The 20,799-nt window shown below is 39.2% G+C and carries 22 protein-coding genes; 13 read left to right on the forward strand and 9 right to left on the reverse strand.

Annotation, left to right across the window (positions count from 1 at the left end):
• The first annotated feature begins 9 nt into the window (after nucleotides 1-9).
• From rlmN to MWU56_RS14170, 5 genes are all read left to right on the forward strand, one after another.
• Nucleotides 10-1,050 carry a 23S rRNA (adenine(2503)-C(2))-methyltransferase RlmN gene (gene rlmN / locus MWU56_RS14150; RefSeq protein WP_247045433.1) on the forward strand — a complete coding sequence of 347 codons (1,041 nt, stop codon included), beginning with the start codon at nucleotides 10-12 and terminating at the stop codon, nucleotides 1,048-1,050.
• A 167-nt stretch (nucleotides 1,051-1,217) separates the two neighbouring features.
• Nucleotides 1,218-2,192 (forward strand): polyprenyl synthetase family protein, encoded by a 975-nt coding sequence (locus tag MWU56_RS14155; RefSeq protein WP_247045435.1) that lies wholly within the window; start codon nucleotides 1,218-1,220, stop codon nucleotides 2,190-2,192.
• A 111-nt stretch (nucleotides 2,193-2,303) separates the two neighbouring features.
• Nucleotides 2,304-2,879, forward strand: coding sequence for an RNA polymerase sigma factor (locus MWU56_RS14160; RefSeq protein WP_247045437.1), 576 nt, complete (start codon nucleotides 2,304-2,306; stop codon nucleotides 2,877-2,879).
• Nucleotides 2,880-2,884: 5 nt separating this feature from the next.
• Entirely contained in the window at nucleotides 2,885-3,607 is a 723-nt protein-coding gene (locus MWU56_RS14165) for a hypothetical protein (protein WP_247045439.1), read from the forward strand.
• Nucleotides 3,608-3,692: 85 nt separating this feature from the next.
• Nucleotides 3,693-4,763 (forward strand): hypothetical protein, encoded by a 1,071-nt coding sequence (locus MWU56_RS14170; protein ID WP_247045442.1) that lies wholly within the window; start codon nucleotides 3,693-3,695, stop codon nucleotides 4,761-4,763.
• A 50-nt stretch (nucleotides 4,764-4,813) separates the two neighbouring features.
• Here MWU56_RS14170 and MWU56_RS14175 read toward each other — a convergent pair whose 3' ends face one another.
• The 3 genes from MWU56_RS14175 to MWU56_RS14185 all read right to left on the reverse strand — a co-directional run bounded on the left by MWU56_RS14175 (nucleotide 4,814) and on the right by MWU56_RS14185 (nucleotide 7,300).
• A complete protein-coding gene (locus MWU56_RS14175; RefSeq protein ID WP_247045444.1) occupies nucleotides 4,814-5,056 on the reverse strand; it encodes a zinc-ribbon domain-containing protein in 243 nt (80 codons plus the stop codon).
• Nucleotides 5,056-5,358, reverse strand: a complete 303-nt coding sequence (locus MWU56_RS14180) for a phosphoribosylpyrophosphate synthetase (RefSeq protein ID WP_247045447.1) — start codon at nucleotides 5,356-5,358, stop codon at nucleotides 5,056-5,058. The genes MWU56_RS14175 and MWU56_RS14180 overlap by 1 nt, the downstream gene beginning before the upstream one ends.
• A gap of 118 nt (nucleotides 5,359-5,476) precedes the next feature.
• Nucleotides 5,477-7,300, reverse strand: a complete 1,824-nt coding sequence (locus MWU56_RS14185) for a Xaa-Pro dipeptidyl-peptidase (protein WP_262917834.1) — start codon at nucleotides 7,298-7,300, stop codon at nucleotides 5,477-5,479.
• Nucleotides 7,301-7,457: 157 nt separating this feature from the next.
• Here MWU56_RS14185 and dnaG point away from each other — a divergent pair, with 157 nt between their 5' ends.
• A complete protein-coding gene (gene dnaG / locus MWU56_RS14190) occupies nucleotides 7,458-9,431 on the forward strand; it encodes a DNA primase (RefSeq protein WP_247045449.1) in 1,974 nt (657 codons plus the stop codon).
• Between the two features lie 67 nt (nucleotides 9,432-9,498).
• On the opposite strand, the gene MWU56_RS14195 is transcribed toward dnaG, so the two are convergent.
• Both MWU56_RS14195 and nadE read right to left on the reverse strand, forming a co-directional pair.
• The gene (locus tag MWU56_RS14195) at nucleotides 9,499-10,128 is read right to left on the reverse strand and encodes a response regulator transcription factor (RefSeq protein WP_247045450.1); all 630 of its coding nucleotides are present in this window, start codon (nucleotides 10,126-10,128) and stop codon (nucleotides 9,499-9,501) included.
• Nucleotides 10,129-10,287: 159 nt separating this feature from the next.
• A complete protein-coding gene (nadE, locus tag MWU56_RS14200; RefSeq protein ID WP_247045452.1) occupies nucleotides 10,288-11,076 on the reverse strand; it encodes an NAD(+) synthase in 789 nt (262 codons plus the stop codon).
• 120 nt (nucleotides 11,077-11,196) lie between these two features.
• Between nadE and gldB the strand changes: the two genes are divergently transcribed.
• On the forward strand, nucleotides 11,197-12,132 hold the full coding sequence (gene gldB, locus MWU56_RS14205) for a gliding motility lipoprotein GldB (RefSeq protein WP_247045454.1): 936 nt from the start codon (nucleotides 11,197-11,199) through the stop codon (nucleotides 12,130-12,132).
• On the forward strand, nucleotides 12,133-12,468 hold the full coding sequence (gene gldC, locus MWU56_RS14210; RefSeq protein WP_247045456.1) for a gliding motility protein GldC: 336 nt from the start codon (nucleotides 12,133-12,135) through the stop codon (nucleotides 12,466-12,468).
• A gap of 311 nt (nucleotides 12,469-12,779) precedes the next feature.
• Here the strand turns inward: gldC and MWU56_RS14215 are convergent, their stop codons facing one another.
• The 4 genes from MWU56_RS14215 to MWU56_RS14230 all read right to left on the reverse strand — a co-directional run bounded on the left by MWU56_RS14215 (nucleotide 12,780) and on the right by MWU56_RS14230 (nucleotide 15,350).
• Nucleotides 12,780-13,028, reverse strand: a complete 249-nt coding sequence (locus tag MWU56_RS14215) for a hypothetical protein (RefSeq protein ID WP_247045458.1) — start codon at nucleotides 13,026-13,028, stop codon at nucleotides 12,780-12,782.
• Nucleotides 13,029-13,156: 128 nt separating this feature from the next.
• Nucleotides 13,157-13,567, reverse strand: coding sequence for a hypothetical protein (locus tag MWU56_RS14220; RefSeq protein WP_247045461.1), 411 nt, complete (start codon nucleotides 13,565-13,567; stop codon nucleotides 13,157-13,159).
• 262 nt (nucleotides 13,568-13,829) lie between these two features.
• On the reverse strand, nucleotides 13,830-14,441 hold the full coding sequence (yihA, locus tag MWU56_RS14225; RefSeq protein WP_247045463.1) for a ribosome biogenesis GTP-binding protein YihA/YsxC: 612 nt from the start codon (nucleotides 14,439-14,441) through the stop codon (nucleotides 13,830-13,832).
• 144 nt (nucleotides 14,442-14,585) lie between these two features.
• Entirely contained in the window at nucleotides 14,586-15,350 is a 765-nt protein-coding gene (locus MWU56_RS14230; protein ID WP_247045464.1) for an alpha/beta fold hydrolase, read from the reverse strand.
• Nucleotides 15,351-15,616: 266 nt separating this feature from the next.
• Between MWU56_RS14230 and mraZ the strand changes: the two genes are divergently transcribed.
• Genes mraZ through MWU56_RS14255 form a run of 5 tightly spaced genes read left to right on the forward strand, consistent with a single transcriptional unit; the run spans nucleotide 15,617 to nucleotide 20,797 of the window.
• Nucleotides 15,617-16,072 (forward strand): division/cell wall cluster transcriptional repressor MraZ, encoded by a 456-nt coding sequence (gene mraZ / locus MWU56_RS14235; RefSeq protein ID WP_247045466.1) that lies wholly within the window; start codon nucleotides 15,617-15,619, stop codon nucleotides 16,070-16,072.
• Entirely contained in the window at nucleotides 16,065-16,967 is a 903-nt protein-coding gene (gene rsmH / locus MWU56_RS14240) for a 16S rRNA (cytosine(1402)-N(4))-methyltransferase RsmH (RefSeq protein ID WP_247045468.1), read from the forward strand. Before mraZ ends, rsmH begins: the two co-directional genes overlap by 8 nt.
• Before the next feature lie 43 nt (nucleotides 16,968-17,010).
• On the forward strand, nucleotides 17,011-17,328 hold the full coding sequence (locus tag MWU56_RS14245; RefSeq protein WP_247045470.1) for an FtsL-like putative cell division protein: 318 nt from the start codon (nucleotides 17,011-17,013) through the stop codon (nucleotides 17,326-17,328).
• Complete coding sequence (locus MWU56_RS14250) at nucleotides 17,328-19,337, forward strand: penicillin-binding protein (RefSeq protein ID WP_247045472.1); 2,010 nt, start codon at nucleotides 17,328-17,330, stop codon at nucleotides 19,335-19,337. The genes MWU56_RS14245 and MWU56_RS14250 overlap by 1 nt, the downstream gene beginning before the upstream one ends.
• Nucleotides 19,334-20,797, forward strand: a complete 1,464-nt coding sequence (locus MWU56_RS14255) for a UDP-N-acetylmuramoyl-L-alanyl-D-glutamate--2,6-diaminopimelate ligase (RefSeq protein ID WP_247045474.1) — start codon at nucleotides 19,334-19,336, stop codon at nucleotides 20,795-20,797. The genes MWU56_RS14250 and MWU56_RS14255 overlap by 4 nt, the downstream gene beginning before the upstream one ends.
• Nucleotides 20,798-20,799 lie beyond the last annotated feature (2 nt).

Here is a 20,799-nt window from a genome sequence, read left to right on the forward strand (position 1 = left end):
CTTTAAGTAGTGGAAATCAGTAAAAAGGACATACGCGCATTGACCAAGGAACAGCTCCGTCAATTTTTTGTGGAGCAGGGGGACAAAGCATTTCGTGGTAACCAGGTATATGAATGGTTGTGGCAGAAATCTGCGTACGATTTTGAGGCCATGACGAACATCTCCAAGGAAACCCGAAAAATGCTTGAAGACAATTTTGTGATCAATCATATTCGGGTGGATCAAATGCAGCGGAGTTCTGATGGTACCATCAAAAATGCAGTGCGTTTACATGATGGATTGATTGTTGAATCCGTTTTGATTCCCACAGAAACCCGCACTACGGCATGTGTTTCCAGTCAGGTGGGATGTAGTTTGGATTGTAGGTTTTGTGCAACCTCGCGTCTAAAGCGCATGCGAAACTTAAATCCGGATGAAATTTATGATCAAGTAGTGGCCATTGATAACGAAAGTAGATTGTATTTCGACCGCCCATTGAGCAATATTGTTTTTATGGGTATGGGGGAGCCTTTGATGAACTATAACAATGTGTTGAAGGCCATTGATAAGATTACATCATCAGAAGGATTGGGCATGTCTCCCAAGCGAATTGTGGTATCTACCTCTGGAGTTCCCAAAATGATCAGAAAAATGGCAGATGAAGAAGTTAAGTTCGGTTTGGCCGTTTCGCTTCATTCAGCTATTGATGAGGTGCGAACCTCCATAATGCCCTTTAATGCCAAATTCCCGTTGAAAGATTTAAGGGAGGCTCTCGAGTATTGGTATAGTAAGACCAAAAATAGGATTACATACGAATATGTGGTTTGGAAAGGTATTAACGACACTCAAGAAGCCGTTGATGCCCTCGTTAAGTTCTGCAAATTTGCACCATCCAAAGTCAATATAATTGAATATAACCCGATTGATGATGGGGAATTTCAACAAGCCTCCAACAATGCGGTTACAATGTATCAAAAAACCTTGGAGCGGAATGGTATTACAGTGACCGTGCGTAGATCTCGCGGTAAGGATATTGATGCGGCTTGTGGACAGCTTGCAAATAAGAGTTGAACTGTTGAATTAGGTAGACTGCATTGGTATGCATTCATACTTCACCTTTTTTAGTTGCAGATTATCGAAACTTTTAGAACTGCATCTTAAAACTTCGATTTCATTCCAACAACTCTTTCATTTTCCCTACTTTTAGGGATTCAAAACCAAATACCACACCTGTTACGTTGAAAATCGTTTCGCAGATAAGGGAACCTATTGAAAATGAGATGCAGCTTTTTGAGGAGAAATTCCTCAAATCCATGTCCTCTAAAGTGGCGTTGTTCAATAGAATCACCTATTATATTGTTAATAGAAAGGGTAAGCAAATGCGCCCTATGTTCGTGTTCCTGACTGCCAAAATGTTAAATGGGAAAGTAAACGAACGTACATATACCGGAGCCTCCATAATTGAGTTGATTCATACGGCCAGTTTGGTGCACGACGATGTTGTGGACGATAGTAACAAACGCCGGGGGTTTTTCTCCATCAATGCATTGTGGAAGAATAAAATCGCTGTTTTGGTAGGTGATTTTCTTTTCTCTAAAGGTTTATTGGTTTCTTTGGAAAACAAAGATTATGATCTTTTGCATATTATTTCCAACGCTGTACGGGATATGAGCGAAGGAGAATTGTTGCAAATTGAAAAAGCCCGATTATTGGATATCACGGAAGATGTGTACTACGACATTATCCGCCAGAAAACTGCAACCTTGATTGCTGCTTGTTGCAGTATGGGAGCTTGTTCCGTTCGGCCAGATTCCGAGGAAGTGGAAACCTTTAGAAAGTTTGGTGAGCTATGTGGGATGGCTTTTCAAATAAAAGATGACTTGTTTGATTATGGAGCGGATAAAATTGGAAAACCGACGGGAATCGATATCAAAGAACAAAAAATGACCCTTCCCTTAATCTATGCTTTGAACCATAGTGATAAGGAAAAGAAGAAATGGCTCATTAACTCCATTAAAAAGCACAACAAGAACAAAAAGCGTGTAAAGGAGGTGATTGAATACGTCAAGGAAAAAGGGGGTCTGGATTATGCCGTTGTCAAAATGTTGGAGTTTAAGGATGAGGCTCTGGCCATTTTGGATAATTATCCCGATTCTGAATATAAAAGTGCTCTTATCTTTATGGTCAACTACGTGGTTGATCGAAAAAAATAGAATTTTAAAAAACTTAATATCAGCAAATTACCTGAAATTTTTATTTTCAGGCAACGATATGTGTCTTTATTGCGTCTATTAAAATAGAAGCACTTTTATAAACCAAACTTTTTGAAGATCATCACGCTACATACTAACGAACAACAACTGATCAAAAAAGCAATCAAAAGCGACCGACAGGCCCAGAAGTTGCTCTACGATAAGTTTTCACCTAAAATGTTAGGGGTTTGCAGGCAATACATAAAGGATCTCCATTTTGCAGAAGATGTTATGATCAGCGGATTTGTTAAGGTTTTTAATCATCTGGGTTCCTTTCAGAATACAGGAAGCTTCGAAGGTTGGATCCGGACCATTATGGTAAGAGAGAGTATTTCGTATTTGCGTAAACGACAATTTGTTGTCTATGATGACGATGCGGTTGCTGTGGAGGGAGAAGTCTTATCATCAAATGATGGTCTCTTGGATGCTGAATATGTGCAACATCTTATCGATCAATTACCAGAAGGTTACAAAGCGGTGTTCTTGCTAAATACCATCGAGGGTTATGGCCATAAAGAGATTTCGGAAATGTTGGAAATATCTGAAGGAACCTCAAAATCACAATTGTTTAAAGCCAGAAGGATGCTTCAAGAGAATTTAAATTTAAAAGGGATGTCGCCCAAATCAATTTCGGCGAGCAAAAAATAAAAGGTATGGATAAACTAGGAAAGCATATCAAAGAAACGTTGGAGAAGCGGAATATTGCCCCATCCAAAAGTGCCTGGGATGAAATAACATCTCGGGTCAATGAGCCATCACCAAGAAAAAGGAATACATGGTTGCCATACGCTATAGCGGCAAGTGTTGCGGGTATTGTGCTGGTGTCGGTTTTCTTTTTTGCAAAAGGAGATTCTGAAGTTGAACAAATACAAATAGTAGATACCGAGACTGAAAAAGAAACATTGATTCACCCCGAAGCGAAAGAGCTTCAAGATGTAATAATAGAGGAGCAAACCGAAATTGTTCAGACAAAGTCAGAACCAATTACATCAGAAAAAACGGAAGAATTTAGTTCAAAAACATCAAATTCCACCTCTTCAATTGCTGAACAAGACATAAAACAACCTTTACAAGATAAGGTTAAACTAAACTCGGATAAGTTGATTGCACAAAAGGTCGAAGAAGTTGTGGCACATGTAACGCTGATGGAAAGTGCCCAGCAAGATGTTTCCGATGCTGAAGTTGATTCCTTGTTACGCGCTGCACAAAGACAGATTTTGACCGAAAAGTTGTTCACTAACGGTTCAGTGGATGCAAAGTCGCTTTTGGCAGAAGTGGAAGGTGAACTGGACAATTCCTTCCGAGACCAGATTTTTGACGCTCTTAAAACGGGATACTTTAAATTACGTACCGCGGTTGCAGACCGAAATCAATAAAATTATTCATCAATCAAAACGGGCCTTTAAATACTTCCCGTCCAAAATGGGCGGGAAGAGATAAGGTCTATAAATCAAAACAGTCATGAAAACAATTACATTTTATACAGCACTGGTATGCTTATTTCTTATTTCACAAATCGTTTTTGGACAAGAAGACTATCAAAAGAAAATTGAGGCATTAAAAATTGAAAAAGAACGTATTGTTGAACAGGAAAAAGATGCCCTTAAGTTTGAGGTCAGGGAAATCAACAAGCGGGTGGAGAAAGGTGATGTCTCGGAAATGGAAGCTAAAAGCTTAAAGGAAGAAGCGGCCAAGCGACGTGCCTTAAATATTGAGAACCGGGTAGCTATCGTTGAGAATAAAATTGTGTGGTTGGAACGCAATGAAGGTGAAGTACTGGTCTTAACAGCTGTAGATTCTCTTGATAATGACGGGATAAGTGTAGGTTTACAGATTTATGGCAAACCAACATTTAACTTCAATTCCAAAAGATGGAAACGGGATATGAAATATGATAGACGTACCTATTCCGATTTTGTCTTCGCCGTTGGGCTGAACAATGCCGTGATAGAAGGACAATCATTGGACGAATCATCATACAAAATTGGGGGAAGCCGTTTTTTTCAAATGGGTTGGCAATGGCGAACAAGGGTTTTTAAAAACTCCAACTGGTTGCGTTTCAATTACGGATTTTCATTTCAATTCAATGGATTGAAACCGGAAGGGAATCAATTATTTGTTCAGGAAGGAAATCAAACTGTTTTGGAAGAGTTTGAGTATGATTTGGATAAATCCAAATTCAGGATGGATAATTTGGTATTTCCTGTTCATTTTGAGGTAGGGCCTTCTCGGTTAACAAAAACAGAGCGCACTATGCGATATTCCATAAGAAATCAATTTAGGATGGGTTTTGGCGGCTATGGAGGTTTTAATCTAGGAACTCGCCAAAAATTAAAATATAATAGGGATGGCGATAATGTAAAGGATAAACTAAAGAGGGACTATAATACCAGTAGCCTTATTTATGGCGTAAGCACATATATTGGGTTTGATGGAATATTACTTTACTTAAAATATGATCTCAACCCAATTTTTAAAGATGCGGAGATAAAGCAGAACAATATATCTCTGGGTCTTCGGTTCGATATCTGATCATTTCAATTTTTGCAACAAAAAACGGTCAGGGTAAACCCGACCGTTTTTTATTTGGATAAAGTCTGCTCCATTTCTGGAGTAAATTCCTCTTTGTAATACACTTTTTTACAATGCGAGCATTCAGCGTACTGTACATTGTTTATGTTAAAAATAGGAATCCAGAACAAGTGGGCATAGTTGGGCTGTTCCACCGCCGTCAAGGTGCCTGTTTGATTGCAGTAAGGACAAGTGACATGAGTAAGTGCTTTGGTTTCCTTTTTGCCTGGTTTTGTTCCAAAAAAAAGTATCATTATTTATAGGGTATCTGCTGGATTAAATCTTCATTCTGCGCGGTTGATGCACCATAGGACATAACCAAAGTGCCTTTGGTTCCGTCGTTGGCTTCAACTGTAAATACAATGGATTCATCACTTGGATTGGTCATTCCCTCAAAACGATAGGAATTGTTGATGACCAAATCCTTGGGTTGGTATTCCTTTTTTGAATACAAAGCCTTTATGCAAGATTCATCAGCCTCAAAATCTTCTTTATACCCTTCTTTGGTAAGGGTGTTTACTGCTTCTGATAATGTGGTGAAACTATGTTTGTCCATATAATTATATTTTTAAATAATTAAAATTGTCACGTTTTAAGGTGATGTTTAAACTGGATTGAATACACATAATATTTTTAATATTATCAATGATTTTGGTCAGTTGCCTGAGGTAAAATTATAATTCACCGCTTACCACTGGCAATGTAAGTTCGGTGCCATCCAAATCCACGGTCAAAATGGTTCCGGGTTCTGGCCAAAGCGTAAATTCTTTGTCACTGGAAAAAATCATCAAACCGATTTGCTGTCCTTTGGGAATAATTTGGTCGTCTGGCATCAACTCAAATTCCATTTCATAAAAATTGTTGGGGACCAAAGGTTCACTTTCTCTTAACGAGCTATGGTTTTGTGGGTCTGCCCATCCACGGGTAATAATGTTATCGGTAATCTTGGTGTTCAAAGCGTCGGTCCACGGTAGTGATACCAGCCAAACTGATAAATTGGCAACCGGTTTACTACTGGCCAATTTGATTTTAATTCTGGGTACTCCCGAAATGTGAACGTCTTTTGTTAATGGTGCTGTCACATATAGTAATCGGTGTTCTGTGGTTTCTGCTTTTGCCAAACTGGCACCTGAAAAGGAATAATTGTCCACCAACGTCTCCGTACCTTGTTTCTTAGGTTTAAAATTTGTTAATTTTCCTTTGGAAGGTGCACCGGTACTTGGATAAAGCTTTATGTCCTTTGCCTCGGGGTTTGGGAAATCTGCATATGGAGTAGGATTATCCTTTTTATGGTTTTCCCTTACAATCCAAGCTTTTGGCTCATTTTCCACGCCATTTTCTACCCCATAGAGGAAGCGCGTAAACCAGCGATTCATCATGGATAATGGAGGTGGTCCCCCATGCCCACTTTGGTGATAATAAATTTGCACTGGCAATCCCATTTCTTTGGCTTTTTTATAGATACGGTAGCTGTGCTCGGGCATTACGTTCCAATCATTAAAACCATGGGACATCAAAAGGGCTGCTTTCATTGGAGTCATATGGTTCAAATAATCCCTTCCCGCCCAGAAGTCATTGTAATCACCTGTAATACGATCTTGTCCATTTTTCATCTCCGTATCCCGGACTACTCTGTTGTTTCTTTCTCTTTTTGATTCAGCACCACTATGGATGAAATCGTAAAGTACATCGATATCCTCACCTAAATACCCTCCTGGAGAACGCACAAGCCCATTGGAACGGTAATAATGGTAATAGGACGTATTCGGGGCGATGGGTATTATTGCTTCCAGACCTTCTACGCCGGTTGTTGCGGCAGCAAGTGGTATGGTACCATTGTATGAGGTGCCCGTCATACCCACTTTTCCAGTGGACCAGTAAGCTTTGACTTCTATTTGGCCATTACGTTCGGTGTAGCCTTTTGCTCTCCCACATAGCCAATCGATAACGGCTTTGGGAGCCAAGGATTCGTTGTTGCCACCAACGGTTGGGGCACCATCGGAAAGGCCTGTACCGGGAGAGGAGGAGTGAACCACAATAAATCCTCTTGGCACCCACGTTCTTGTTTGGGAATTGGAAATAATGGGTCGTTCCCCGATACGCGTTACGTTTGGGTGTTTTCTAGGTGTTCCGGGTTCACCGATTTCATGCTGCACATTCCAAAAAATATCTTTGTCCAAAGCAGCGGTTCCGGCATAATACGGACTCGATTCATAGATTACCGGCAATTTTAACCCTTCCGTTTCTGTTTGTTCTGGGCGTGTAATTCCAACATGCATTCGGTCCAGTTGGCCATCACCATCAGAGTCAAAACTCGACTCCACCCAAAGATCATGGCGAATCCATTTACTTGGGTCCGAAAAGGCCTCAATCACTTGGGATTCACCATTTATAAAATAGGGTGAGGCCTTGGTTGCCATTTGTGCATTCGTCGCATGAATCGTGATAAAAAGGAAACATGCTGCAATAAATATGTCTTTTAATCTTTTTTGAACCATAAACATCTGTATTTTCAATTCAAACCCAAATGGCATTGAAATTTTTCGTTTGTAAGAATTTGCTTCTAAGATATTAAATCTTCTAGAGTGATTTGTTATTCGGTTCGCCAAAACATTGTTTTTATTTACCTTTAACAGCTAGTTAGACGTAACAATTTTGATTTCGAAAACCACCATAGATCAAGTATATGAAACCGCCCGTTTGGAGGAGGTTATCGGTGATTTTGTACAATTGAAGAAATCGGGTTCCAATTTTAAGGGACTTAGTCCTTTTAGCGATGAGCGTACACCAAGTTTTATGGTTTCTCCGGTGAAACAGATATGGAAGGATTTCAGTAGTGGCAAAGGGGGCAATGTGGTCGCTTTTTTGATGGAGCATGAGCATTTTACCTACCCTGAAGCTATCAAGTATTTGGCTAAAAAATATAATATTGAGGTAGAGGAAACCGAACAGAGCAATGAACAAAAAGAGCAGGCCAATGAGCGGGAAAGCATGTATCTGGTCTCCGAGTATGCCCAAAAGTATTTTGCTGAAACCCTACACAACAGTGAACCTGGAAAAGCTATAGGACTGACTTATTTTAAGGAACGAGGATTCTCCAATGAGACCATAAAAAGTTTTGGTCTTGGATATTGTCTGGACGAATGGGAGGCTTTTACCAAAACGGCGCTGGGAAAAGGGTATAAATTGGAGTTCTTGGAAAAAACAGGGCTCAGCATTGTGAAGGAAAAGCCCGGGGGAGAAAAAAGAACCTTTGATAGGTTCAAGGGGCGTGTAATGTTCCCTATCCATTCCATGAGTGGTCGGGTACTCGGTTTTGGAGGTCGTATTTTGACCAATGATAAAAAGGCTGCCAAATATCTGAATTCACCAGAAAGCGAGATTTACCATAAAAGCAAGGTGCTTTATGGTATCTACTATGCCAAGCAAGCCATTGCTAAAGAAGATAATTGTTATTTGGTCGAAGGATATACGGATGTGATACAGATGTATCAGCGTGGGGTGGAAAACGTAGTGTCCTCTAGCGGAACCGCATTAACTCCTGAGCAGATTAGACTTATTAATAGGCTAACAAAGAACATTACGGTTCTATTTGATGGTGATGCCGCAGGACTTCGAGCATCTTTGCGCGGTATCGACCTTATTTTGGAACAGGGCATGAATGTGAAGATCTGTACTTTTCCAGAAGGAGAGGACCCTGATAGTTTTGCCAAGAACAACACTTTTGAAGAGGTCCAACTATATCTTAAGGAGCAATCTAAGGACTTTATCCAGTTCAAGACATCTTTATTGGCGGAGGAAGCAGCCAATGACCCTATAAAGCGAGCCGATACAGTAAGGGATATTGTGAACAGTATTAGCAAGATTCCTGATCGTATCCGTCAGGAAATCTATGTGCAGGAATGTGCAAAGATCATGCAAATTTCTGAAGATGTGTTGTACAATACTTTGGCACAGATAGATAAAAAACTTCGGACCGATACAGCTAAGAAAGCCAAACAGGAAAGAAAAACTTTCGAAGTTGTAAAAAATGACGCTGTTGTAGAAAAAGTAGATGTCCAATATGAATTGGAACGAAAGATTATTGAAGTGCTTTTGCTTTATGGCGACCAAAAACAGGAGTTTGAGGATTTGGTACTCAAGGAAAATGAAGGAGGTGAATTGGTGCTTGAGCCAGAAACCGTTGAAACCAAAGTGTATGAAAAAGTATATCTAGATCTTCAGGATGACGAAATTGAGCTTACCAATGAGCAGTTCAAGGTTATATATTATAAATTGATAGAGAAACTGAATGAGGACGCAAATTTTTCAGTAAGTACATTTTTATCAGAGTTAGATCAAGAGACTGTTTCAGAAGTTTCTTCCATTTTAATGGAAGAAGAGCAGTATGTACTTCACGATTGGGAACGTCGGGATATCTATCCAAAGCAAAAAAAAGTGGGGGTGGCCCAGTTGGTTGGAGAAACCATTCTTACCTTACGTTGCAACCTAATCAAGAATAGAATTGAAAAACTACAGGAGCGGACAAAGGAGAACCAAGAGGATAATACCGAAGTTTTGGAAGAGATTGTGAATTACCTTCAGCTGAATAAACTATTGAACGCCAAATTGAATAGAGTGCTTTCTTAAAATATAAAATCCCTTCCAATGGTCGATTGGAAGGGATTTACTCAATGGTTGGTTTGGTTGGGTATTCTTAATATAATTCCAGCGCTTTGGCCTGTTGCAGTAAGTCGACCAAATTGTCCACATTCAGTTTCTTCATCAATCTTGCTTTGTATGTGCTTACTGTTTTTTCGTTAAGGTTCAACCCTTCGGCAACCTCCTTGTTTCTTTTCCCACTGGCCAATAGCTTAAGTACTTCTACCTCTCTGGAAGATAATTTTCTAAAGAATCTTCTAGGTTTTTGTGTACTTTCATCAAAAGCTAAACGTTGGGCAAGCTCGTTTGTTATGAACATGTTGCCTTCGCTAACTTTTTTTACGGCAGAAATAATGTATTCTACATCGGCAGTTTTGGAAAGGTATCCAAAGGCACCTGCACGTATTGTGCTGAGCGCATAGACATCTTCGGATTGTCCACTGTACATTAAAGTTTTAATGTCCGGGAACTCCAATTTCATTTTTCTAAGTGTGGCAATTCCATTTATTTCTGGAATATCCATTTCTAAAATAATTACATCGGGGGTTATGTTTTTCAATGTATTAAAAAGCTCTTCGGTAGTTGAAACATCCGCTATAACTTCAATGTCAGAGCTGGATTCAAGTACCTTTTTGATACCAAGCCTTACCACAGGATGGTTATCAGCTATCAATACTTTTATCATCGTATTAGATTTAATTTAATAAATGGTTAGTGGCTAAATACTTACAATATATAGCGAGCAAGATAATAATTAATTAACGTAAACTTCTAACTTTTTTCTTAAAACCATAGTTTTTCTATGGTTTTTTTTGTCTTAGTCAAGGGTTTTTAGGGTAAGATGTTATTTTAGTCCTGTTGGGATTTCACAAATAGGTATTGGGATCATCTTATGTTTATTGGCCTTATTGTATTTTTTATAGATTGCGAAAACTTCTTTTTCCCTTCCGGTGAAGTCATTTGTTGTTTTTTCGGTATCATCCATTTGCATGGCCCATTCCAATTCGGGGTAGGAGGCACCTATTTGATCCTCATCGGTTCGGCTGTCTCCCCATAACCCGTCGGTAGGGGCTGCCTCCATAATATCTTGGTTTACGCCTAGTACTTGTCCAATTTCATAAACTTCGGTTTTTAACAGGTCGGCGATGGGACTAAGGTCAACACCTCCGTCACCATATTTTGTGTAAAACCCAATACCGAAATCTTCAACCTTGTTTCCTGTTCCGGCAACCAAATATCCTTTTAGGGCTGCAAAGTAGTACAAAGAGGTCATGCGCAATCGTGCTCTAGTATTTGCCAAGGACATAAACCGCTCTTCTTCTTTATCTACTTTAGGAAATGCATCCACTAGGCTATCGAACACTGGAGTAAGGTTGACAGATTGTCTGTAAACGTTGGGAAAGTTCTCAATCAACCAATCAATATGCTTATCGGCACGTGTTACTTGATTTTCACCTTGGTGAATGGGCATTTCCAGACACAAAAGTTCCAGCCCGGTTTTGGCACAAAGTGTTGAGGTTACCGCCGAATCGATTCCACCGGATACGCCAATTACAAAACCTTTGCATTTTGCGTTCTCAGCATAGTCCTTTAACCAATCAACAATGTGGGTGATTACCTTTTCTGTTTGCATTTCTTACTATTTAGATTCAATAAATTACCTTTGTGCCCTGTAAATTTAAACCCTGTATCCTTAAAAATGAAGTGGTTGTTGAAATACTTTAAGAATCCGATATGTAAATGTTTTGGTTTGATGATGATCTTGCTTCTATCATCTTGTGGAAAAACAGATAAAAAGGAGGATGAAATCGCCAAGATTAATGTCGACCTTCGAATATCTAGGTTCGATCAAGAATTTGCAAATGCATCACCAAGTGATATACCAAAGTTAAAGAGCGAGTATCCTTATTTGTTCCCTAAGCAATATTCTGATAGTGTTTGGATTACAAAGTTAACGGACACCCTTCAACAAGAACTTTCCGAAGAGGTTGCCAAAACGTTTGGAGATTTTGAACAAGAAGCAGCTGATTTGGAATCACTTTTTAAACACATCAAATATTATTTTCCAGAAACAGAAACCCCACACGCGGTAACACTAACCTCAGATGTTAGATATGACAATCGCATTATTTTGGTTGACTCTCTTTTGTTGATTGGTCTTGATAACTATTTAGGTGAGGACCATCATTTTTATGAAGGACTCCAAAGGTATATAGCAGCTAACTTGGACAAAACATTTTTAGTGTCGGATGTGGTGAGTGCGTTTTCCAAAAAAGTACTGGCCTATCCAAGAAACCGTACATTACTTTCCCGTATGGTGTACTATGGAAAAGAACTTTATTTAAAAGATAAATTAATTCCTTTAGCGACCGATGCTCAGAAAATCGGGTATTCAGATGAGCAAATAGCGTGGGCCAAGACCAATGAAGAACAAATGTGGAAGTATTTTGTGGAGAGAGAACTGCTATACAATACAGATTCCGACTTGGATGGAAAATTCTTGGACCCGGCACCCTTTTCGAAATTTGGATTGGAACTGGATAACGAATCGCCCCCTCGTTTGGGAAGGTATATGGGTTGGCAAATTGTACGGGCCTTTATGGAAAAAACCGATATAGGTTTAAAACAGTTGCTGGAGATGCCAGCTGATGAAATTTTAAAACAATCAAATTACAAACCAAGAAAATAGATGGCAGTAAAACATACTTCGGAGATAACATTAAAAGTTGGATTGGATGAGAATCGGGTGCCCGAGGAATTAGAGTGGTCTGCACAAGATGGAGGTATTGACAGAGAAGAGGCGAAAGCTATGATGCTTTCGGTTTGGGACAGTAAAAACCAGGAGTCATTAAAAATTGACTTATGGACCAAGGATATGCCGGTAGACGAGATGAAATTGTTTTTTCATCAAACATTGGTGACGATGGCCGATACCTTTTTTAAGGCCACACAGGATGAAAAAATGACGGCGACCATGAAGGATTTTTGCGATTATTTTGCGGAAAAACTTGAGTTGAAGAAGTAGTATAAGCTATTTCTTTATTTCTATATAGCCTTTTTTTATCAAGGACAGGTTTTTAATGTTTCGATGGATATTATCGGTTATCTCTCCAGTACTTTTATGCACTTTAAATAGGGTGCTTTGATGTTCTGATAAAGCGGTAATTTCAAAAAAAGTATCCTGTTCAATTATCGTTAAGGTCTTATTTGCACCATTGAGTATTTTCCATTGTTTCCTATACGAAGATTTTTGCCCATTGTTCGCATGTAAAATAAACTCAATAAGTTGCTCGTCCTCCTTACTTGGAATATAAAATGGAAAATGTTGAGAAGCATCTAAGATATCTTCTGTATTAATAATGGGCTGATAAATTGTGGATTTAGAGATAATATCAACCGAAGCACTGTAATAAAAAGCAGAATTTTTTTAGCCGCAAATTTTATGGGAATATCAAAAAATACAATCATTGAGCTGTCTTTGGAAAATACCTTGGACTCATAAATTTCTGGTATATCTTTCCCACTATCTAATTTGATAAGTCTTTTAGCTATTTGAACAATATTTTCTTTCTTTTTGTCAATCATATTTTCTACTGCTATCCGGTCTTTTGTAATAGCATTTTTTGAAGGGACGCAGCTGGAACTGGCTAAAATTAAATGAAGTAGTAGATTAATATAAAGGAAATTGTGGATTAGATTTTTCATCGATTTGATTAGGCAAATTGATTGAATATTATTTTTTCCTTCCCTCTCAAGCGTAGTTGTTCTGCTATTTTTTCTTTTTTAGGCACTAGTATTATCATGTAGAGTACCAATATGCCTCCAATTAGTAGATAGGCCAGGTTGTGGGTCGTATGATAAATGAAAGTGCTGACCACTGCTGGGCCATAAATAAGCGAAAGCTTGATTACAAATGCTATTCGAAATTTGTTGATCTTTTCAGTCAATGGCGTAGCTGCGGTAATCTCGGAAATCTTTTTTTTGAAAATAAAATCTCCAAACAAAATGCAGCTTGTTACGGCCATTGCAGTAAATGCTAATTCTGTTTCTTCCGATAGGTAAATGCCATGCTCAAGATTTCTGCTTAACAGATAGAATGTGGAACCAAATATAATTGGTATCATAACAAATATTTTGTGAATCGATCTTATTTTGATTGTAAACCCAGAAATGTTGTCATGTTGTTTTTGCATCGATAGGGATTTTCTCAAAGAAAAGGAATCAATAGCTTAAAAGAATAGCTGAATTGACGAATACCCAATACTGATTGACGGTTAAGGCGTATTGTAAATAATGGAGCTGATTATAAACGCTTTTTTAAGAAACTACGATAAAATATATAATCCAATTTGGATATCAGTGCGTTAAAATATTGTGATGGAGCTGCTAATTTTTTTTGAAAAACTGTTGATTGATGCCGTCAATGAAATCCAAAAGTTCTTTGCGCCCCATTCGGTTGGTGGAAGAGGTAGTGAAATGAGAAGGAGCCTCTTCCCAAGCGCCTTCCAATAATATTTGAAGGTAAGCGTTGGCCTGCTTCTCGATAACGGCAGGTTTTAGTTTGTCTGCTTTGGTAAAAATAATGGCAAAAGGTATCTGATTGGTTCCCAACCATTCCATGAATTCCAAATCAACAGGTTGTGGTTCGTGGCGAATATCGACCAATACAAAACCACAGACCAATTGTTTTCTTTTTTGAAAATACTCCGTAATATATTTCTGAAATGTTTTTTTATCCTTTTTGGAAACCCGGGCATAGCCGTAACCGGGCAAATCCACCAAAAACCAATTGTTGTTGATTTTAAAATGGTTGATGAGCTGTGTTTTTCCAGGTCTCCCCGAAGTTTTTGCCAATGCTTTGCGTTCCACAAGCATATTGATCAAGGAAGATTTACCAACGTTGGATCTACCTATAAAAGCGTACTCCGGTATCGGTTCATTAGGGCATTTTGCAACATTGGAGTTGCTCATTACAAATTCTGCAGACGTGATTTTCATTTTAAATAGGCGTTTGACTGTAGCTTTAAGAAGATAGATTTAAAACTAAGACTTTGTTCTGAAAAATTCGTTGTTTTAAATAGATAATAACTGACAAGTAGCTAGGTGAAAATGGATTATAGTTAAAACCCTATCGGCCGATTGCTAAAACCCTCTTTTTTCAAGCCAAGCTCCCAAAATACGGTTAAAGTCATTTGGGTGTTCCATCATCGGTGCATGACCACATTTTTCTATCCAATACAAATCGGAATCAGGTAATAGTTCATGGAATTCCTTGGCCACATTGGGTGGAGTTACCGTATCATTTTCTCCCCAAATAATACAAGTTGGGGTATTCATATGAGGTAAATCCTTGGACATATTGTGGCGGATGGCACTCTTGGCTATTGCCAATGTCTTCACCAGTTTCATTCTATCGTTTACCGTGGCAAAAACCTCGTCCACAATTTCTTTGGTGGCTACCTTTGGATCGTAGAAAACATCTTCGGCCTTCTTTTTTATGAATTCATAATCGCCACGTTTGGGATAACCATCTCCCATGGCGCTTTCATAAAGTCCAGAACTGCCCGTTATTACCAATGCTTTAACCATTTCCGGGAACATTTTGGTGTGTAAAAGACCAATATGTCCACCAAGAGAATTTCCAAGCAGGATAACATCTTTTAGTCCTTTGTACTCAATAAACCCTTCCAAAAATGTGGCAAAGTTCTTCACCGTGGTTTTTACAAGAGGCATGTCATAAATAGGTAGTTCAGGGATAAATACTTTATACCCTTTTTGTGGAAAATATTCGGACACACCTTGAAAGTTGCTCAGACCTCCCATCAAACCGTGCAATATAATCATGGGAGTTCCCTCCCCCTTTTCTATATATCGGTATTTGCCATCCTCGATTAAATGCTCTTCCATCTATAGTCAGTTGGTAGTAAGAGGCGCAAATATAGGGATTTCATATCACAAAGATTTTAGGTATTAATCATATCTGGGTTAAGTTTTTTGATTCTGGCAAATCGAATCTCGCAATACTTGGAAGGATCGTAAACAGATTTTGAGGGGCCAATCCGTGATTTTTTATTCAAAAGTGGAGAATTTATTAACAAAAGTGGTGTTAAGTGGAGAAATGTGGAAATAAAATCTATATATTTGAGTTGTATTAACTAACCAATTGATTTCTAGTGACCCATATCATAGGACAACATGATTGTAAAGCAGACACCAAAGGAAGGGTAATGTTGCCCATTTCTTTGAAGAATCAGCTTTTACCTGTTTTAAATGATGGGTTCATAATCAAGCGGTCAGTTTTTCAGCAATGTCTGGAATTATACCCTAAAGAAGAGTTCGACGTCCTTATGCAGAAGGTCATGAAAAAAAGCAAAATTAACCGAAAGTACGATGCTTTTGTGAGGAATTTTGTTGCGGGAATGAAAGAGGTGAGTATTGATGGGGATTCTGGAAGATTGCAAATTCCAAAAAACCTAGTGGAGTTTGCTGGAATTGAGAAAGAAGTGGTTCTAAATGCAGTTTTTGATAAAATTGAGATTTGGAACAAGGATATGTATGAAAAGGTGTTGGCCGAAAGTGAAAAGGATTATGCCGATTTGGCCGAGGAGATTTTTGATGACGATGAGTAGTGCATACCACAATCCGGTGTTGCTGAAGGAATCAGTAGACGGATTGAACATAAAAGAGAATGGAGTGTATGTGGATGTCACCTTTGGTGGGGGCGGGCACTCCAAGGAAATTTTGAAAAGATTGGGGGATGGCGGCAAGTTGTTCGCATTTGATCAAGATGAAGATGCCCTTCAGAATACATTGAAAGATGAGAGGTTCCAATTGATCAATCAAAACTTTCGTTACCTCAAACAATATTTAAAGTTCTATGGCATTCGGAAAGTTGATGGAATCTTAGCGGATTTTGGGGTTTCTTCCCATCAGTTTGATGAGGCTGATCGCGGTTTCTCCATTCGATTCAATGCAGATTTGGACATGAGAATGGATAAAAACAACCAATTGTCTGCCTTTCAGGTTGTGAACAAGTATTCCCAAGAAGATTTAGCGTCAGTTCTTTTTCAGTATGGCGAGTTGCGCAACGCTAGAGCCATGGCAAAAGAGATTGTTGCGGCACGTACAGAAGAACCGATTAAGACAACTGATGATCTTAAAAAGGTTTTGAGTACGTTTTTGCCAAAAATGAAAGAGAACAAGATTTTGGCCCAAATCTATCAGGCCATCAGGATAGAGGTGAACCAAGAAATTGAGGTGCTGAAGGAATTTTTAACACAAGTTCCGGATTTATTGGACCAAGGTGGCCGTTTGAGCTTGATCAGTTACCATTCCTTGGAAGACCGATTGGCGAAACGTTTTATTCGAGCGGGTAAGTTTGATGGCGAACCGGAAAAAGATTTTTATGGAAACATTGATGTTCCATTGAAAAAGGTTGGAAAGCTGATCGTACCATCAACAGATGAAATAGCAAATAATAATAGAGCAAGAAGTGCAAAGCTCCGTATTGCGGAACGCATATAGGAAGATTTCCGGTTACTCGGAAATTACAAAAGGAACATAAAGAATGAGAAAAGGATTACTGGACATATTAAAAGGAAAGTTTTTGGTGAGTGGTGATGCTCCCAAGAACTGGATGTTTTTGTTGTTCGCTTCTTTCTTGGCCGCTTTAATGATTTCCAGTAGCCACAACGCCGATAAAAAAGTATTGGAGATAGCGGAACTGAACGAGGAAGTACGGAAACTTAAAAGTGAATTTTTTGAAGCCCGGTCCAGTGTTCAGCAGCTTAAGTTGGAATCGACTTTGCGAGAGGTGGTGGCAGTTAAAGGATTGGTGCCGTCAGAAAATCCTCCGAAGAAAATAAAAGTAAAATCAGCGGAATAATGGCTATTACCGAAAAAAATATCATGAACAGATTGTACCTCGTAGCGGGAGGACTTTTTGTTTTGGCCATTGCTGTAGTTGTGAAACTGGTGGATATACAAATGGTTCAAGGCGATAAATATAAAGAGCTGGCTTTGAGCAAAACCGAGAAAATGTTCACCATTGAGCCCAATCGCGGTAACCTTTATTCCGAAGACGGTAGTTTGTTGGCTGCGTCCGTACCTAAATATGAAATCAGGTTTGATGCGCAGACTGTTTCACAAGAAAATTTTCAAAACAATGTAGTGGCCCTATCCGATTCTTTGGGTAAACTGTTTAACAGGCCATCATCCTACTACAGACAATTGTTCCGCAAAGCGAGAGCGAATGGCAATAGATATAAGTTGGTAGCACGCAATATAGGCTACCTGGATTATGTCCGCATAAAACAATTTCCACTTTTTAATCTTGGGCCGTATAAAGGAGGCTTTATCGAGACCCATCGCGTGGTTCGCGAATACCCCTTGGGTAAAATGGCCGCAAGAAGCATAGGATACGAACGAGTGGATGAAAATGGATACTACACGCGTGTTGGGTTGGACGGTGCCTTTGGGGAAACTTATTTGCGCGGCAAGGAAGGAAAACGGTTAAAACAAAAAATTGCGCAAGGGCAATGGAAACCTGTAGGTCTGGACAATATTGTGGAGCCAAGAGATGGATTGGATGTTGTTTCAACCATTGACATAAACATTCAAGATATAGCCCATCACGAATTGTTGAAGCAGTTGGAAAAATACAAGGCCGACCACGGTTGCGTGGTGGTAATGGAAACCGAAACAGGTGAGATTAAGGCAATTTCCAACCTCGGAAGGACTTCTGAAGGAAAATATTACGAAAAATTAAATTACGCAGTTGGTGAATCCCATGAGCCAGGTTCTACTTTTAAGTTAATGTCCATGGTGGCAGCTTTGGAGGATAAAGTGGTGGATACGAACACAGTTATTGATACGGAAAAAGGAAGGTATCGCATTTACGATGGGGTCGTAAAGGATTCGAAATGGGGAGGGTATGGAGAAATAACCCTAGCCAAGGCTTTTGCGGTTTCATCCAATACAGCGTTCGCTAAAATTATAAATGAAAACTATAAAGAACAGCCAGAAAAGTTTGTAAACCGGCTTATGAATATGGGGCTACATAAGAAATTGGACCTGCCAATAATAGGTGAGGGCGACCCAGTAATACGATATCCTGGAGACAAGGGTTGGTCCGGAATTTCCTTGGGATGGATGTCGCATGGCTACGAAGTGTCCTTGACTCCGATTCAAACCTTAGCGTTTTTTAATGCTATTGCTAATGATGGCGAATATGTGAAACCTCGGTTGATTCAAGAAGTTCGTGAAGGCAACAAAGTGGTGAAGCGATTTGATAAAAAGGTATTTAACTCCTCCATTTGTTCTAAAGAAACAGTAAAGAAAGCCCAACAATTATTAAAGGACGTGGTGGAGAAGGATTACGGTACGGGCCATAAATTGTATTCCAAGAATTTTTCCATGGCTGGTAAAACCGGCACTACGCAAAAGAACTATGTGGATAAAAATCCGGATAAGTTGGCGTATATCTCCTCATTTGCAGGATACTTCCCGGCTGATAATCCTAAATATTCCTGTATAGTGGTAATTCATGAGCCGGATAAGGAAGAGGGGTACTACGGAGCTGATGTCTCAGGACCGGTATTTAAATCCATGGCACAAAAAATACATGCCATTTCACCTATGGTGGATGAAGTGGAAAACAAAACTATCCAAAATGCTGACTTGGACAACGAGTATCAGCAATATTATGCTCAAGTGCAGAAAAAATATAGCACAGTGCCAAATGTTGAAGGGATGAGCGGTATGGATGCTGTTTCCCTATTGGAGAATTTGGGAATTGAAGTTGAAGTGCATGGTAATGGAAAAGTAAAAAATCAATCAATTAACCAAGGAGTAAATATTAAACAGGTAAAGAAAATAGTACTGGAACTTTCATGAAGTTGTTAAAGGACATATTATATGGTGTGAGCCTATCCGCGGTAAGCGGGGATACTAACGTGATGGTGAACAATGTGCATTTCGATTCCCGAAAAATGGAAATGGACGATGTGTTCGTTGCTGTTCGGGGTACCATTACCGATGGGCATAACTATATCCAAAAAGCTGTTGATTCTGGAGCAAAGGCCATTGTGTGCGAAGCGCTTCCAGAAATCATGGTCAATGGAGTCACCTATTTGCAGGTGGTCGATTGCAATAGCGCTCTTGCGATAATCGCTTCTAATTTTTACGGCAACCCATCCAAGAACCTAAAACTGGTTGCGGTAACCGGTACCAATGGGAAGACTACCGTATCTACCTTGTTGTTCAACCTCTTTAAAAAAGCAGGTTATAAAGTAGGGCTTATCTCTACGATTAAAATATTGGTAGATGATAAGGAATATAAAACAAGCCATACCACACCAGATGTGCTTACCATAAACAGCTACCTCACTAAAATGAATGCCGCAGGTGTAGAGTTTTGTTTTATGGAAGTGAGTTCCCATGGAATTCACCAAAAAAGGACAGAGGGGCTTCATTTTGCCGGAGGCATTTTTACCAACCTGTCCCACGATCATTTGGACTACCATAAAACCTTTGCAGAATATCGGGATACCAAGAAAAAGCTGTTTGATGGTTTGCCAAAAACAGCATTTGTATTAACGAACATTGATGATAAAAATGGCCCGGTAATGCTGCAGAATACAAAAGCGAAGAAATATACCTACGCTTTAAAATCCTTTGCTGATTATAGGGGGCAGATATTGGAGAAACAGTTCAATGGACAATTATTAAAAATTGATGGCAATGAATTGTGGTCTAAACTAATAGGTGATTTTAATGCATACAACTTGCTAGCTATCTATGCCACGGCAGATATCTTGGGACTTGAAAAAATAGAGATCCTTAGGTTAATGAGTGAACTGGATAACGTTGATGGAAGGTTTCAATATTACATATCAAAAGAAAAAATAACGGCTATTGTTGATTATGCCCATACTCCGGACGCACTAAAAAATGTATTGATAACTATTAATGCATTGAGGACTGGAAATGAAAACGTCATCACCGTAGTGGGGTGTGGTGGTGACCGTGATAAGTCTAAGCGTCCGGTTATGGGTTATATCGCTTCAGAAATGAGCGATCAGGCCATTTTTACATCCGATAATCCTAGAACGGAATCACCTGCTGATATTATTGAAGAAATGGAAGCTGGGGTGGAGCCTCAAAACACCAGAAAAGTGATATCCATAGAAAATAGGAGGCAAGCTATAAATACGGCATGCAAACTGGCAATGGCCAACGATATTATCCTTGTGGCGGGTAAAGGCCATGAGACCTATCAGGAAACCGATGGTGTCCGGGTCGATTTTGATGATTACAAAGAAGTTAAAGAAGCTCTTGAGAGCCTAAAAAAATAATG

Source organism: Allomuricauda sp. F6463D (assembly GCF_023015965.1).
In the GTDB taxonomy this organism is placed as follows: Bacteria; Bacteroidota; Bacteroidia; order Flavobacteriales; family Flavobacteriaceae; genus Flagellimonas.

What these genes read in the sequence shown, in the direction of transcription:
- MWU56_RS14165 (WP_247045439.1), top strand. Translation starts at nt 2,885, where the DNA reads ATGGATAAACTAGGAAAGCATATCAAAGAAACGTTGGAGAAGCGGAAT.
- MWU56_RS14170 (WP_247045442.1), top strand. Translation starts at nt 3,693, where the DNA reads ATGAAAACAATTACATTTTATACAGCACTGGTATGCTTATTTCTTATT.
- MWU56_RS14175 (WP_247045444.1), bottom strand. Translation starts at nt 5,056, where the DNA reads ATGATACTTTTTTTTGGAACAAAACCAGGCAAAAAGGAAACCAAAGCA.
- MWU56_RS14180 (WP_247045447.1), bottom strand. Translation starts at nt 5,358, where the DNA reads ATGGACAAACATAGTTTCACCACATTATCAGAAGCAGTAAACACCCTT.
- MWU56_RS14185 (WP_262917834.1), bottom strand. Translation starts at nt 7,300, where the DNA reads ATGGTTCAAAAAAGATTAAAAGACATATTTATTGCAGCATGTTTCCTT.
- MWU56_RS14195 (WP_247045450.1), bottom strand. Translation starts at nt 10,128, where the DNA reads ATGATAAAAGTATTGATAGCTGATAACCATCCTGTGGTAAGGCTTGGT.
- nadE (WP_247045452.1), bottom strand. Translation starts at nt 11,076, where the DNA reads ATGCAAACAGAAAAGGTAATCACCCACATTGTTGATTGGTTAAAGGAC.
- gldB (WP_247045454.1), top strand. Translation starts at nt 11,197, where the DNA reads ATGATGATCTTGCTTCTATCATCTTGTGGAAAAACAGATAAAAAGGAG.
- gldC (WP_247045456.1), top strand. Translation starts at nt 12,133, where the DNA reads ATGGCAGTAAAACATACTTCGGAGATAACATTAAAAGTTGGATTGGAT.
- MWU56_RS14215 (WP_247045458.1), bottom strand. Translation starts at nt 13,028, where the DNA reads ATGATTGACAAAAAGAAAGAAAATATTGTTCAAATAGCTAAAAGACTT.
- MWU56_RS14220 (WP_247045461.1), bottom strand. Translation starts at nt 13,567, where the DNA reads ATGATACCAATTATATTTGGTTCCACATTCTATCTGTTAAGCAGAAAT.
- yihA (WP_247045463.1), bottom strand. Translation starts at nt 14,441, where the DNA reads ATGAAAATCACGTCTGCAGAATTTGTAATGAGCAACTCCAATGTTGCA.
- MWU56_RS14230 (WP_247045464.1), bottom strand. Translation starts at nt 15,350, where the DNA reads ATGGAAGAGCATTTAATCGAGGATGGCAAATACCGATATATAGAAAAG.
- rsmH (WP_247045468.1), top strand. Translation starts at nt 16,065, where the DNA reads ATGAGTAGTGCATACCACAATCCGGTGTTGCTGAAGGAATCAGTAGAC.
- MWU56_RS14245 (WP_247045470.1), top strand. Translation starts at nt 17,011, where the DNA reads ATGAGAAAAGGATTACTGGACATATTAAAAGGAAAGTTTTTGGTGAGT.
- MWU56_RS14250 (WP_247045472.1), top strand. Translation starts at nt 17,328, where the DNA reads ATGGCTATTACCGAAAAAAATATCATGAACAGATTGTACCTCGTAGCG.
- MWU56_RS14255 (WP_247045474.1), top strand. Translation starts at nt 19,334, where the DNA reads ATGAAGTTGTTAAAGGACATATTATATGGTGTGAGCCTATCCGCGGTA.